The 14,195-nt window shown below is 64.3% G+C and carries 14 protein-coding genes; 1 reads left to right on the top strand and 13 read right to left on the bottom strand.

The window, feature by feature from the left end:
* The first annotated feature begins 19 nt into the window (after positions 1–19).
* Positions 20–1,393 (top strand): LLM class flavin-dependent oxidoreductase, encoded by a 1,374-nt coding sequence (locus SLQ30_RS02245; protein ID WP_319445205.1) that lies wholly within the window; start codon positions 20–22, stop codon positions 1,391–1,393.
* A gap of 29 nt (positions 1,394–1,422) precedes the next feature.
* On the opposite strand, the gene mug is transcribed toward SLQ30_RS02245, so the two are convergent.
* From mug to SLQ30_RS02310, 13 genes are all read right to left on the bottom strand, one after another.
* Entirely contained in the window at positions 1,423–1,956 is a 534-nt protein-coding gene (mug, locus tag SLQ30_RS02250) for a G/U mismatch-specific DNA glycosylase (RefSeq protein ID WP_319445206.1), read from the bottom strand.
* Positions 1,957–1,977: 21 nt separating this feature from the next.
* A complete protein-coding gene (locus SLQ30_RS02255; RefSeq protein WP_319445207.1) occupies positions 1,978–2,715 on the bottom strand; it encodes an ABC transporter substrate-binding protein in 738 nt (245 codons plus the stop codon).
* Between the two features lie 168 nt (positions 2,716–2,883).
* Positions 2,884–3,636: an SDR family NAD(P)-dependent oxidoreductase gene (locus SLQ30_RS02260; RefSeq protein ID WP_319445208.1), complete on the bottom strand. Its 753-nt coding sequence runs from the start codon at positions 3,634–3,636 to the stop codon at positions 2,884–2,886.
* Between the two features lies 1 nt (position 3,637).
* Positions 3,638–4,186, bottom strand: coding sequence for an aldo/keto reductase (locus SLQ30_RS02265; protein WP_319445585.1), 549 nt, complete (start codon positions 4,184–4,186; stop codon positions 3,638–3,640).
* A gap of 916 nt (positions 4,187–5,102) precedes the next feature.
* Positions 5,103–5,411 (bottom strand): protein UsfY, encoded by a 309-nt coding sequence (gene usfY, locus SLQ30_RS02270; RefSeq protein WP_319445209.1) that lies wholly within the window; start codon positions 5,409–5,411, stop codon positions 5,103–5,105.
* A gap of 113 nt (positions 5,412–5,524) precedes the next feature.
* Positions 5,525–5,956 (bottom strand): phage holin family protein, encoded by a 432-nt coding sequence (locus tag SLQ30_RS02275; protein WP_319445210.1) that lies wholly within the window; start codon positions 5,954–5,956, stop codon positions 5,525–5,527.
* A 13-nt stretch (positions 5,957–5,969) separates the two neighbouring features.
* Positions 5,970–6,890 (bottom strand): NADP-dependent oxidoreductase, encoded by a 921-nt coding sequence (locus SLQ30_RS02280; RefSeq protein WP_319445211.1) that lies wholly within the window; start codon positions 6,888–6,890, stop codon positions 5,970–5,972.
* A gap of 52 nt (positions 6,891–6,942) precedes the next feature.
* On the bottom strand, positions 6,943–7,461 hold the full coding sequence (locus SLQ30_RS02285; RefSeq protein WP_319445212.1) for a YkgB family protein: 519 nt from the start codon (positions 7,459–7,461) through the stop codon (positions 6,943–6,945).
* Positions 7,462–7,729: 268 nt separating this feature from the next.
* Positions 7,730–8,224, bottom strand: coding sequence for a peptide-methionine (R)-S-oxide reductase MsrB (msrB, locus tag SLQ30_RS02290; protein ID WP_319445213.1), 495 nt, complete (start codon positions 8,222–8,224; stop codon positions 7,730–7,732).
* A gap of 44 nt (positions 8,225–8,268) precedes the next feature.
* On the bottom strand, positions 8,269–9,045 hold the full coding sequence (locus SLQ30_RS02295) for an SDR family oxidoreductase (RefSeq protein WP_319445214.1): 777 nt from the start codon (positions 9,043–9,045) through the stop codon (positions 8,269–8,271).
* A 148-nt stretch (positions 9,046–9,193) separates the two neighbouring features.
* The gene (locus SLQ30_RS02300; protein WP_319445215.1) at positions 9,194–10,684 is read right to left on the bottom strand and encodes an MFS transporter; all 1,491 of its coding nucleotides are present in this window, start codon (positions 10,682–10,684) and stop codon (positions 9,194–9,196) included.
* A 12-nt stretch (positions 10,685–10,696) separates the two neighbouring features.
* A complete protein-coding gene (locus tag SLQ30_RS02305; RefSeq protein WP_319445216.1) occupies positions 10,697–10,978 on the bottom strand; it encodes a tryptophanase in 282 nt (93 codons plus the stop codon).
* Between the two features lie 800 nt (positions 10,979–11,778).
* On the bottom strand, positions 11,779–14,127 hold the full coding sequence (locus SLQ30_RS02310) for a LuxR C-terminal-related transcriptional regulator (RefSeq protein ID WP_319445217.1): 2,349 nt from the start codon (positions 14,125–14,127) through the stop codon (positions 11,779–11,781).
* Between the last annotated feature and the right edge of the window lie 68 nt (positions 14,128–14,195).

Genomic DNA, 14,195 nt, shown 5'->3' on the forward strand with positions numbered 1-14,195 from the left:
TCACCGTGACGCTGGTTGGATGTCTGCCCCACCACTTCACTTCTCGGCGTTCGTGATGAACACCACCTCGCACATCCTGCAGGGAGTGTGGCGTCAGCCGGAGGCGGGTCAGGTCAACTTCAACTCACTCGAGCACTGGGTTCAGCTGGCGAAGGTCCTCGAGCGGGGACGGTTCGACTTCATCTTCTTCGCCGACGTGATCGGGCTCTACGGCGACTACAGCGGGTCCTACGAGAAGTACGTGCAGTCCGGCCTGCAGATCCCGAGCAACGATCCGAGCGTCGTTGCATCGGCGATCGCCTACAACACAACGGATCTGGGGATCGCGATCACGAGTTCGGTGATTCAAGAGCATCCTTTCAACTTCGCCCGCAAGATATCCACGCTCGACCACGCGTCAGATGGCCGGATCGCGTGGAACATCGTGACGAACGCACTTGCCAACGGGGCTCGTAACTTCGGCTACGACGAATTGGAGGAACACGACGAGCGGTATCACTGGGCCGACGAGTACGTCGACGTGGCTTACAAGCTGTGGGAGGGTTCGTGGGACGACGGCGCCCTACTGCAGGACCGGGATCGCGGGCTGCACGGCGACTACCGCAAGATTCACAAGATCCACCACGCCGGGAAGCGGTACAAGGTCGAAGGACCACATCTGGTCGCCCCGTCGCCGCAACGCACCCCGGTGCTCTTTCAGGCTGGATCATCGCCCGCTGGAAGGGATTTCGCGGCGCGCAATGCCGAGGCACAGTTCATCATCACACCCGGCCCCGAGCATGCTCGTACCCTCATCGACGACACTCGCCGCCGAGTGGTGGCAGCCGGCCGCGCACCTGGGGATCTCAAGTTCTTTCAGGGGTTGCACTTCGTCATCGGTAGCACCGAGGAGGAGGCGGCACGCAAGGCCGACGAACTCGACGAGTCCATCGATCTCGACGGCATGGTGGCGCACCTGTCCGGTGCGGTCGGTGTCGACTTCGGCGGCCATTCACTGGACACACCGCTGGGCGACATCACCCACACCGACGGGGTGCGCAGCATCGTGGCTTGGGTGGAGGAATCCGTGTCGGGTCGAGACGCCACCGTGCGTGATCTCGGCCTGTTGCAAGGACGGAACTCGCGAGTCGTCGGCACCCCGGAGACCATCGCGGATCAGCTGGCCGAGTGGCGCGGTGCTGGAGTAGACGGCATCAACGTCGTCAACGCGACGATTCCAGGGAGCTACGAAGAGTTCGTCGACCACGTCATCCCCGTCCTTCAGGACCGCGGATTGGCTCAGCGCGAATACTCCCCTGGCACGACACGCACCAAGCTCTTCGGTTCCGACCTGCTGACCGACCGTCATCCCGCCGCGCGGTACCGGGGTGCGTTCACGCCTGCCGAGGTCTAGCTCGGCCCGTATGGCGGACGTCGAGCGAGCTAGCCGGCTAGAGCCGAGCGCAGATCGGCGTAGGGACGAACGAGCGCGTCCAGGGTGAAGCCCCTGTTGAGGCCACTCGGATTGGGCAGCACCCAGGCCGTCGCGCCAGCGAAGTCCAAAGGTTGTCTTCCCCAACCGATGTCAGACGTCGAGAGCATCGCCGACAAGGCGCGCTTGCCGAGGAAGGCGACTACCCGTGGGTGATATCGACGCATCTTCGCTTCGAAGACGGGTCGCGCTTGGCGAAATTCGGCGGACGCGATCTCGGCTGCCGAACACGTCGGGCGAGCCACGACCGCTGTGATGCCGCAGCCATAGCTCAGCAGATGGCGCTCCTGGTCGGCCCGCAAGCGCTCTTCGGTGAACCCCGCCAGATGCAGGACCGCCCAGAAGCGGTTGCTCTTGTTCGAGAAGTTGTGCCCGTCGGCGGCCGCACTGGATGCCGGGTTGATGCCGCAGAAGATCACGTCCAGCCCGGTGGCCAGCACGTCGGGGTCATACCCACTCATCAGACCGATACCGGCGTCGGTCACTTATATCTACCGTGGAAGCAGTCATGACGACCGCGCACGGTAGACGGCCTCGGCGTCCACTGCCGCGACGCCGAGTTCAGCCGCCACCGCGGCGATGGCCTGCCGTGCAACGTCGAGGTCGACCCGGCCGTCGGCGGTGAAGTACGGGCCGACGTAGCGTTCGTAGTACCGCTTCGCCTCCTCGGGCGTGACCCGGTTCAGGAATCCGGCGATGTAGTCGACGGCCACCTTGGGCCGGTCGGCAAGCGTGCGGAGCGCCCGCTCGTTTGCGCGCACCAAGGCCTGCAATGCCGGGCTATCCAACGGGACGTGAACCGGGTCGACGGCGACGCCCACCGTTGGGATCTGGAAGTGATCGCCCACCCAGGCCAACACGTGGAACCGCTCCTCCCGAGCGACCTGCTCGGGCGACAGCGTGCTGCCGACATAGGCCGCATCGACTGATCCATCGCGCAGCCGGCGCAGGTCCATCTGGTAGTCGCCGGGATCGCGGGCCACGCACGTTACGTCGACGTCGGGGTCCAACCCGTGCTGGCGCAACACGATTCGGGCGAAGCACCCGGGCGCGGTGTGGGCGGCGTGCACCGCCAACCGCCGACCGCGAAGATCCGTCATCGACGTCACTTCGGGTCCGCCGAGAAACCAGAACAGCGGACGATGGGTGTTGACGCTGAGTACGGTCCAGCCGATGTCATCGGTCAGGCGCGACAGCAGTGACCGGCCGAGGCCGATGGTCGCGCCGCGGCACAGGCGCTCCACCGGCCAATGCACGCCATCGCGGACGGCGACGTGTACGCCCTCGTCCTCGTAGTACCCTCCTGGTCGGCGACGTAGGCGACCAGCTCCTCGTGGATGCCGTGCCCGGCATAGGCAAGGTCGATCGTGTGCATGGTTGACGCTCCTCCGTGAATTTGTTTGCAGTTCTTGTCAATCCATGGAGAGGCCACCGTTGACCGGAAGGTAGTGGCCGGTGGTGAAACCGGAGTCCTCACTCGCCAGAAAGGCCACCGTTCTGGCCACCTCCTCGGGACGGACGAGGCGTCCCATGGGGTTGGTGGCGCCGAGGTGGCCGATCTGGTCGGCCGTCAACTGCTGCGTCACCTTCGTCTCGTCGACCGTGGCCGGCGCAACGAGGTTCGCAGTGATGCCGTGCGGCGCCAACTCGAGGGCGACGTAGCGGACGAACTGATCAAGGGCCGCCTTGGCGGTGCCAAGTGTGATCATCCCGGCGCGGGGCCGTCGAGATAGCCCTGTGCTGAGGTAGATCAGTCGGCCGTACTTGCGGTTGATCATCTCCGGCACAACGGCTTTGGTGATCAGAAAAGCGGCGTGCAACTCGCTGTCGAGCTTGCCGCCCAGCTGCTCCCAGGTCAGGTCGTGGAACGAGGTGACCGCGAACGGGATCAGGGCGTTGTGCACGACGACGTCGACGCTGCCCCAGCGTCGTTCGATCTCGTCGACCATTGCCGCCACGTCGCCGGGGTCGGTGACGTCGGCCTGAATCGCCACGGCCTGGCCGCCTGCCGCGTTGACGGCGCGGACCACCTCGTCGGCTTCCGCGGTGCTAGACCGGTAGTTGACGACCACTCGGAACCCGCGCTCGGCGAGCACCGACGCAGTCGCGGCACCGATCCCCCGGCTGGCCCCGGTCACCAGCGCGACCCTCGTCGTCGACGTCATCTCACGAAGCTCTCGGAATGAATCCGGGAACGCCAGTCTGCACGACGGAGCTGAAGCGGATGTTCGTGGTGATGGCGTCGCGGATCTCTTGCATGGCGTCTGCAGGCAGCGGCGAGACGTCGTAATTCTCTTGGATGCGTTGCGGATTGGTCGACGTGGTCAGAAACGCAGTGCCTCGTTGCACGGCCCAGGCCAGGGCGACCTGCGCCGGTGACTTGTGCACGCGGTCGGCGATGGCCGTGATCACCGGGTCGTCCAGCAAGTTCGGGGTCATCGCGTGCCCCAGCGCCGCGAACGCGAGTAGGACGATCCCGCGCTCCCGACAGAAGTCGAGCAGTTCCCATTCCGGAAGATAGGGATGCGACTCGACCTGTACCACGGCGGGTGTGATCCGTGCCCCCGCGACGATCTCGCGCAGCGTGTCCAGCGAGACGTTCGAGAGCCCGATCGACCGGCAGTGGCCTTCGTCGACAAGTCGCTCGAGTGCGTGCCACGTGCCGGAAACCCACGTCCAGCGCCGTCTTCGTCGCCGCCTGGGTGGCGAGGAGATCCGGGATCAGCGTGCCGAACCCGACGGCAGGAATCGTGCCGGAGCCCCGGATGAGCGGAATCGTGCTGTGGCGGAATGCTTCCGAGTTCATCTGCTCACGCTTTCTTGGATCCCGCTCGATAGAACGACGCGGTGTCCGAGCACGTAGGCCGGCGAGTGGCGGGCGAGTAACAACTGTGTCACGTTGTCTGTGCACGTCATATGGTCTCCTCGGTAGCGCGGCATTGGTGGCGTGGCGGTGGCTCCGCTACAAGCATCATGCGCCGCGGTGCGCGCTCGCCCCCGCGTAACGCCCTGGTCATTGCGAGAGACGGCCGAGGAAGCCGGTGTCGATCCCGCTGGCATCACTCGCTTGGCCCTGCCGCCGCGCCGGTACCTCCGCGCGTCCGCCGCGTGACCACTCACAACTTCCGCAATTCGCTCACTACGCTCATCGACGACTGCGGCGGACCTTCGCTCTTCACCGTAGGCCAACATCTACTCGGTCGCGCTCGACGTTTGTCCGTCTGAGTAGCTCGAGAGTGTGGGCCCTTTTTTGCCCTATAACTGCCTGGAACGTCTTCTCGGACACGCAGCCGTTTCCAAGAAAGACCCTCTGAACTGAGGCTTTAGGGTGGTCCCGGCTGGTATCGAACCAGCGACCTTCCGCGTGTGAGGCGGTTAAGCGTGTGACTGAATACTATTTGTGCTGGTCAGACTGTTGCCAAAGGCTCGAATTGGCCCCCTTGGAGCACCTGTTCTGAAGGTTTGGCCGGATATTGGCCGGATGACTTTGGAGTCGTTCACAAGATCGGCGAAAGGCGATGACGCGGGTTTCTACTTCATTAAGGATCGCAACAAGCGTCAGGATGACAGTCCAGACGATTGCGCATCCGGTGCTGTAACCGGCATACGTCTTGCGAAGCATGACGCAAATCTAGCCCCGCCCGCGCGTCCGACTTTCGTGGTGCGTGGCGTCCCACTGCGCCTCGATACGCGCTACGCGCCGATGCTCCATCACAAGCCACAGCGCTCCGGCGATCGCGCCGAGCGCAGCGATCAGCAGCGTGGTGGCCAGCCATTCGAAGTGTCGATAGGCGGCCGCAACTGCCGTGCCGATGAGCCCTAGCATCGCTACGACCGTCAGGACCAACCCTGGCCACAAGAAGTTGTCCTTCATTGCGATACCCGCGTGCGGTTGCGTGGTACGGGAGTGATCCGTCGGATCGTCGTGAGTGTCTCCCATCACCGCTACCTCCGTCGTCGGATGAAGTACCGCCAAACTCCAAGTCACTGTGCCAACCCGCGAGGTGCAGCCATCGATGCGGTCAACCGCGATCGATCCGCCTGCGCCGGCCTCTATTTCGTCACGTCGAGCGGGCCCCCATCGCCGGCAAGTAGCTCGGGCAGGGTGATCGCCCCAATCGTCGTTACGAGCCACACCACAACCGTCGTGGCCAGCCAGGCTGCCACACCGTCGATCCCGAGGCCTCGAGCCAGTATCGACGCGAGGATCAGCGCGACGATGGTCAATGCCAAGCCTGTGCCGCCAAGGAGTAGCGGCACATACCAATGGGGCAATCTCAAGATCGACAACGAAAGGATCGCCTGCGTCACCGCGAACACCATTACGGCGACGACGAATGCTGGTAACGACACTGAGACTCCGGGAACGATCCACGCCGCAACCAGTAGTCCGATCGACCACGACGCCAGAAACACGACCGCCCGCAGCAGGATTCGTCCAGCGGACTTGGCCGCGATGCCCTGTGCGATACCCAGTCTGATCACGGATGGTTTCTCGTCAGTCTTGGACCACGCGCAAGATCGTCTTGCCTGGAGTGCGCTTGCCGGGAGCGAACGCGGCGGTGGTTTCGGCGAGGGGCAGTACCGCGCCGACCACAGGCTTGAGGCGTCCATCCCTCACCCGCACGGCAAGGTCCGCGAGTCGGGCACGATCGGCTTCGACGACGAAGAAGATTGCCCGTCCGTCGCCCGGCTGGATCTTGGGCGGCTCGGCGATGGTGACGAGCGTTCCGCCCGCGCGCACCAGTGCAGCCGAGCGGGCGAGCACTTCTCCCCCGATCACGTCGAAGACCACATCGACCTCCCCTGCGTCCTCGAGCTTCTCGGTCTCAAGATCGAGGAAGGCATGGGCGCCGAGCGCCAACGCCCGGTCACGATCTGCGGTCCGGCCGGTGCCGATGACGCGCGCACCGACTTCACGAGCCAACTGCACGGCGATCGACCCCACCCCACCCGCGGCGCCGTGGACCAGAACTGTCTGTCCAGTGGTGAGCCGGCCGTGGTCGAACAGGCCCTGCCAGGCGGTCAGACCGGAGATCGGCACGGCGGCTGCGACCTTGTGGTCGATGTCAATTGGTAACGGCGCAAGGCTACGGGCCTCGACTGCGGTGTACTCCGCAAGCGAGCCGTTGCGTGACCAGTCAACTAGCCCGAACACCCGCTGGCCAACACTCAAACCGGTAGTGCCGTAGCCCAACTCGACCACCTCACCCGACAGTTCGTGGCCCGGCACGCTGGGTGTGCGGTCACGGCCCGCTCGATCGACCCAGGTATCCGGCCAGTCAAGCTCCCCCGGTATGAAACCCGCGGCATGTACCCGTACGACGACATCGTTGGTGGCAGGCTGCGGATAGGGCAGCTCCGTGAGCGACAGGCCAGCGATACCGGCCTCGCGATCTGAAACAGTAATGGCTTGCATTGCACGAACCTCCTGATTTGAGTTGTAGCGGTTGCGTTCTGACGACCGGCTTCTAACCGGTTGAGAAACTGAGGTGATTCGCGGCCACGCCCTTGTGCAATTCGTTCCTTCTGCGGGCCGCGTCCGTGGCGTCCGCGAGCAGCCATAGCGACAACCCGAGAAGCGCGATGTCCTTCATCAAGAATTCCCCGTCGGCGGACAAAACGGGAAAGCCACCGGCGGACCCCTCGCCGACGCCGGGGGTCGTGATCATGAAACTCAACGTGAGCACGAAGAACAGCGACGAGATGACGCCGCCCACCACCGAAACCTTCGGGTACCACGGGCTCACCGCAAGCAGCGCTGCAGTAATCAACTCTATTGACCCGTTCAGTCGACCGAATGCGTCGATGGACATGAAGTCGTATAGCCAACTCAAGAAGGGGCTGTTGGCCACCCAATGTGAAATACCCTGGGCTTCATAATGAGTGAACTTCATCGCGCCGAACCAGGCGATGACGATGACCAGCCCGTAGCGAGCAACGAGCGCTGCAACCGCGGTCGTTCGAGGGCTTCGCAGGTCGTCGGCCATCCTGGTTGCGGCCTGATCGTGTGACATGCTCTCTCCGTTCGTACCTCTTGGCGCCGCTGGGGCGGCTCGGTCGGCTATCACTATCTGTGCGTCCGGGGTGAATTGTCCTCATCCGACTGGGCATTTCACCCGGGTGAGACGCGCCTCCGCGAACGCGAGATTCGCGCGGCGAGCAGCACGCTGGCGAATGCGATGACAGGCAGATACGCGCCGGCTAGCATCTGCCGATCGCGAGCCGACATGTGGCGGTACCTCACGGTCTCGCCGGTCATCGTCGCGGCTCTGTCAGTTCAGCTTCACCCTGCCGCGCTGAAGTATTCGTGGCTTCAAAGAGACTCAGATAGTCTCCGTAACCCTCGGCATCGAGGTCGTCTCGGTGGACGAAGCGCAATGCCGCGGAATTGATGCAGTAGCGCAACCCGCCGTCGGACCGTGGTCCGTCGTTGAAGACATGCCCGAGGTGACTGTCGCCGTGGCGCGAGCGCACTTCGGTGCGCACCATGGTGTGGCGGCAGTCGGGCTTCTCGACGACGTTGCCGCCTTCGATCGGTTTGGTGAAGCTCGGCCAGCCGGTACCGCTGTCGAACTTGTCGACCGAGGCAAATAGCGGCTCGCCAGACACGACGTCGACATAGATGCCCGGGTCGTGGTTCTTGAAGTACTCGCCGGTGAAAGGTATCTCGGTGCCGCTTTCCTGTGTGACGTAGTACTGCTCGGGGTTCAACGCGTCGACCGCAGTCGGATTCTTGTGGTAATCGCGCATCGAAGTTGCTCCTTGTGGTGGGTGCTCGGCGGAATGCCCGTGGGCTAGTTGCGGCCTGCCATGATGCCGCCGTCAACGTTGAGAATCGCGCCGGTGATCCAGCTCGCTCGTTCGGACAGCAGAAAGGTGATGGCGTTGGCCACGTCAGCTGGTGTGCCGACGCGCCCTAGCGGGTGCAATGGTGCGAATGTCGCAAGCGTGGAGTCGATCTCGTCCTTTTGAATGAACCTTTCATAGAGCGGTGTATTGACCACCGCCGGCGCGACGGCATTGACACGGATCTGATGGCCGGCCAGTTCGATGGCCAGATTGTGGGTGAGGGCGTGTAGCCCCGCCTTCTGCATGGAGTAGCCCGACGACGGAGTCACGCCCATGGCTTGATGCGCCCACATAGAGCCGATGTTGACTATCGACCCACCCGCACCCCCGGCGACCATGCCGGTGACCACGGTCTGGGTGAGGAAGAACAGCGCGTAGTTCAGCTCCAGATACGAATCGTAGAACTGGGCGTCATAGTCCAGGAACGGTTTTGGGATGAAGAAGCCGGCGGCATTGACCATCAGCGTTGCGTCGCCGTGGTACTCGGCTAGTGTGCGCTGGGCATCGGCAACCGCGAATCGATCGGTCAGCTCGGCAGCAATCCCCCAGGCCTGACCCCGCCGGTCGATCATCTCGACCACGGTGTCATCGACACGGCCTTTCGAGCGGCCGATGATCACCGCGCTGCCGCCGCGGTCGATGACGTCCAGCGCGACTTGGCGTCCCATGCCTGCACTGCCCCCGACAACGATGACCTTCTTACCTTCGAATTCTGCGCCCATTGCTCAGTTCCTTCCCGGATTTCTTCGCCCGCTACCGCGTCCTCGACGTTCGGTGTGGCGGTGAAACAATCGATCACCGCCGCGCAGGTTGGCCCGAAGTCAAGCCTGGCCCGTGTCGGGGTGAGGTGTCTTCGCCCGGCAGCGCCAATCACCCGGGTGAGGACTGACCGCTGGCAAGGGCGGGTTGGGCGCCGGCCCGGTCGCGGCACAGGGCAGCCACTCCGCACGGCAAGGGCTCGGCCCGGACCGCCGGGTTGGTGATCGTGACTGCGCACACTGCCGCGCCCAGGAAGAACAACGCGGCGCTGACCTGAACGAGCCGCAGGAAACTGCCGTCGGTCAGTGTGCCTGCCGCGATTAATCCCATACAGGCCACCGCTATCAGCCCTGCCAACCTTGAGACGGCGTTGTTGATCGCTGAGGCGATCCCGCCGTGGATCGGGTCCACGGCCGACATGCAGACAGACGTCAACGGTGTGACTGTGACGACCAACCCCGTTGCTAGCAGCACCATTCCGGGCAACAACTGAGCGACGACGTTGGAACCGTGCGCCGTAGGCCGTATCAGCAGCAACCCGGCCCCTGCGATCGTCGGTCCGACGACCAGAAAGACCCGCGACCCGATACGGGTGGCGGCGTCGCCGACGTGGCGGGCGAAGAGAAACGACAAGATGGGAATCGGCAGGGTCACCAACCCCGCGGCGGTCGCCGAATAGCCAACGACCTCTTGGGTGTAGAGCGCGATGATCAACGAACCCAGCGCTAGCCCTCCGTAGACGAAGGCGGTCGCGAGATTGCCCCCCGCGAAGTTGCGGCTGCTGAACAAGTGCAAGGGCACCATGGGGTGCGGCGCGCGGCGCTGCCACCGAATGAATCCGATCAGTGCCGTCACGCCGACGATGAAGGCTCCGCTGACGATCGGGTCGACCCAACCTCGTCGCTGGGATTCGATGAGTGCGTACACGGTGGCAGCCAGACCCGTCGCGGACAACAGCCCACCGGCGAGGTCGACGCGGCCGTGTTCGGACGGTGCCGCCATGGGGCACATCCAGAACGTCAAGGCAAAACCGATGACCATCGGGATGGCCGAGAGCGCATAGATCCAACGCCAACTGAGGAGGTCCACGGCGAGGCCGCCGAGCAGCGGGCCCAAAGCGAACGCGGTTCCGGTCCATGCGGTCCACGCTCCGATGGCCGCCGGCTGGTGGGCGCTGTCGAACGAGGCGTTGATCATGGCCAGCGAGCCGGGCACCAGAAATGCCGCACCCAACCCTTGAACGACTCGAGCGGTGATCAGGATCGCCGGCGAAGGCGCAGTCGCGGCCAGCACGGATCCGACCCCGAACGCCACCAGCCCGAAGCGCACCACGGGCACCCGACCGAGTAGATCCGATATCGATCCGCCGGGCAGGATCATGGCGCCCAGAGCCAGAAGGTATCCGTCAACGACCCACTGCTGCAGGCCCATTCCCCCGCCGAGCTCGCGCGTGGTAGCGGGCAACGACAGGTTCACCACGGTGCTGTCGAGGAAGGCGACCATCGACACCATGACCGCCACCACCATCACGCGGCTCGCCGGAGCCGCATCGCGGATCTTCACCACGAAATCCGCCGAATCGCTGTCATCGTCCGTTCCCATCCGAGCCGATGCTCACGCCGAGGCGGTCGGCTGCAACCGAGTGAAACTGCCGCGCCCGATCGCGCAGAGCATTGTGCGCAGTCGGGGCTCTTCCGGGCTGCCTACGTACACGTCCAGCCAGCAGATGAGCCGATCGAATATCCCCTCCGGCAATGCCATCCGACTTGCCACGACCGCGCTGAGTATCCGATGGATCGCGAGAAGGCTTTCCCCGCAGCCCAATTCGACGAATATCATGTTGCGTTCATGACCTGTCAGACACACGTCGGCTGCAGTGGCCAGCAACCACGCCATGTCCGTATCCGAGGTAATCGACGAGTCGGCCGTGCTCGGCCGATGACGCGAAGCTCTCGACAACGGCTTCTGCGGTTGACGACTCGCTGAGCAGCTACCGATCGCGACAAAAATGGCTGCAGGCCGACCTGTCTCACGGTGTGCGGCGCACCGTGGCGGCCACGAATCAACGTCCGCTGTCCACGTACTTTGCATCAGAGCGCCACCACGGCTTGCAGGATGTCGGATGCACTCAGAAGCGTTCTGCCACACGTCGGGCATCGGCCGACACGATTGAACAGCCGCCTCGACAAGGTCGAGGGCTGCAGCTCTGCCGCTGTGCACTGCGCGGTGTATTCCAACGCGTCCCGATGATCAGCGCATACGAAGCCACATGCATTCCCGTGCGCGTCACAATCGAAGCGCTGACAGTGCCCGACCATGTGAAATTCCACATACGCCGCAGCGGGTCGGGCACACCGGAGTCCGTTGTCGAGATAAGCCAGCCCGCACTGCGGGGCGCGGTTCCCGTTGCCGATCACAGCGCGATGAGCCGGCGCGCGATTGATCAGCGAAGTCCCGACGCATTTTCGATTCATGACTTCTGAACGCATGTCTTGGCTCCCTTCCCGGACTTGGTGAATGGCTTGGCGCCGTTGCCTTTCAAGGCTGATGACGGTCACGCTTCCGCGCGACGGGGTGAATGGTCATCACCCTTGGCGCCCGTTCACCCGGGTGATTGCTGCGGGGATGGACGCGTCGCTGCCGCTGCATGTGGGGCCAGCCTGGTTCGGGCGGCTCCAGGTGTCTCGCCGACAGGTTTAGTGCAGGCCGAGCTCGCGAGCTCGAGTGACTGCAGCGCTACGGTTCTCCACACCCAACTTGCGGTACACGGCGCGTTGGTGGGTTTTCACGGTGTTCACTGAGACGTAGAGCCGTTGGCCGATCTCACGACGCGACAGCCGCGTGGCCAGTAACCCAAGAACCTCGTGTTCTTTGGCGGTGAGGGCTTCTACGACCCAGTTGCCCTTGCTACGGGTACCCACCTCGACGGCCGTACTGCGGTGTGTCGCGGCGAGTGACCTTGCAACGACGCCGGCATCAGTGCAGCCCCGCACCAGCATGGCCGCCTCATTGCGGCTGGCCTGACGTTGGGCGTGTTCGCCAAGATGTCCGAGGATCTCGGCACGGGCCATCAGAGCGTTGGCCACCTCGAGGACTCCTGCGCCGCGTCGCGCCTCCGCGACGGCCATGTCGGCGGCTTCCGCGGCCGCGGCCGTGTCGTCGCGATTGTCAAGGATGATGGCCGTGGCGAGCGACGCCATCATGTCCACGAAATGCTCCTCGTCGGCCAGGTCCCTGCTGCTGCCGGTTGCACGGCGGACCAGTTCCTCGGCGGTGGCTAGCTCACCTTGTTGGGCCGAGATAATCGCGAGATAGCCCAACGCGTAGCGATGCGCGAGAAGATGACCGACTTGCTCGGCCAGCGACACGGCCGTGCGGAATGCGACCTGGGCTTCGTGCGTGTCGCCCGAGAAGTACAGCGCAGCGCCATAAGTGCAGTAAGCGATCGGCCCACCAACGGGCGCGTCACCGAGGTCAAGACTGACCGCGCGTCGCGCCGTATCAAGGGCCGCGGTGAGGTCGCCAGACTTGAAACGGTGCAGCGCGCGCAACACCACGAGCTTCGCGTCGATGTTGTCAACATCAGCGGTATCGTCCGCATGCACGGCCTGCACCGCGTCGATCCAACGGCCGGCGTCGTCGAGGTGGCCCCAGCCCAAAGCAATCCAGGCCCGGGCGAAGCACAACCGTGGGTGGCCTGACACCAACGCCGGCGGCAGCACGTCCAGCCAGCCTGAGACCGTCGACAACCGGCCTAGGTTGAACGCGCTAGCCCAGCTCTCGGCGATGAGCTCTGCCGCGCCTTGCATGTCACCGGCGGCCACTAGATGGTGTACTGCCGCGTCGGTGAGGCCCTCGCCGGCAAACCAAGTTGAGGCCCGCTGGTGCAGAGTTGGGATGAGAGCTGGCTCGCTACAGTGCAATTCGGTGCGCAGCAAGTCCGCGAACAGCTGGTGATATCGATACCAGCGGCGGGAAACGTCCAAGGGCAACAGAAACAGGTTATCCCGCTCGATGGTCTCCAGTACCGATGCAGAGCCGCTCGTTTGCAGTACGGCGTCGCACAGCGGCCCGCTCAACCTACCCAGCAGCGAGGTGCGCAGCAGAAAGCTGCGAATGTGCGGCGGCTGACCGTCGAGCACCTCGGCGATCAAGTAGTCGACGATGTGACGGTTGTCGCCGGCGAAGTCTTGGATGAACGCCGCCGCATCAGTGCAACCGGCTAACGACAGCCCGGCCAGATAGAGTCCGGCGGCCCAGCCCTCAGTGCGGCGAGACAACTGTTGAACCTGCGCGTCGGTCAACCTAAAACCAAGCACGCGATCAAGTAGGTCCGCGGCTTCGCCGGCATGAAAGCGCAGTTCGTCGGCCCGCAATTCCAGCAGCTCGCCACGGGCACGCAGCCGCGCCAACGGCAGCGCGGGGTCCGAGCGGGTGGCGATGACCAGTTGGAAGGTCTGCGGCATCCGTTCGACAAGGAAACCCACCTGCTCATGCACGGTCCGATTTTCGACGACGTGATAGTCGTCGAGGATCAACGCGATCTGATGGTCGATACCGGCCAACTCGTCGAGCAAGGTGGGCAAGACCACCTGTCGAGGGTCGGCGCCCATCTTGATGAGCTCGCACGCACGTGGCGCGACCCCCGGGCTGGCCTTGCTCAGCGCGGCGATTGCGCAGGCCCAGAATCGCGCCGGGTCATTGTCGGACGCATCAAGGGACAGCCAGCCGCGCCGACGGCGGTCATCGGGGCCGCCGACCCATTGCGCCAAGAGCGTCGTCTTTCCCCAGCCCGCAGGCGCACTGAGCAACGTGAGCTTGCGAGCGGGTTCTGCCGACAGGAGCTCGATCAGAGCCGCCCGCTCGATGAGCCGAGCGCGGATGGCCGGTGGCGCAGACTTGGCGGCGAGCAGCACCGCCGGCTCGCCGGCGTCATGCAGCACCGCCGGCTCGCCGGCGTCATTCGGAGCTTCGCCCTCCTTCTCGAAGAGGGGCGGCGTGACACACACCAGATCGGCGATCTCGGTTCTGCCCCCGACTATCACGCTTTCAACGCTAATCGCGGTATAGAGGTGACCGTGGGCCAGTTGCGTGCAGCGACATTGGGCCAGTC

Source organism: Mycobacterium sp. RTGN4 (assembly GCF_033804635.1).
In the GTDB taxonomy this organism is placed as follows: Bacteria; Actinomycetota; Actinomycetes; order Mycobacteriales; family Mycobacteriaceae; genus Mycobacterium.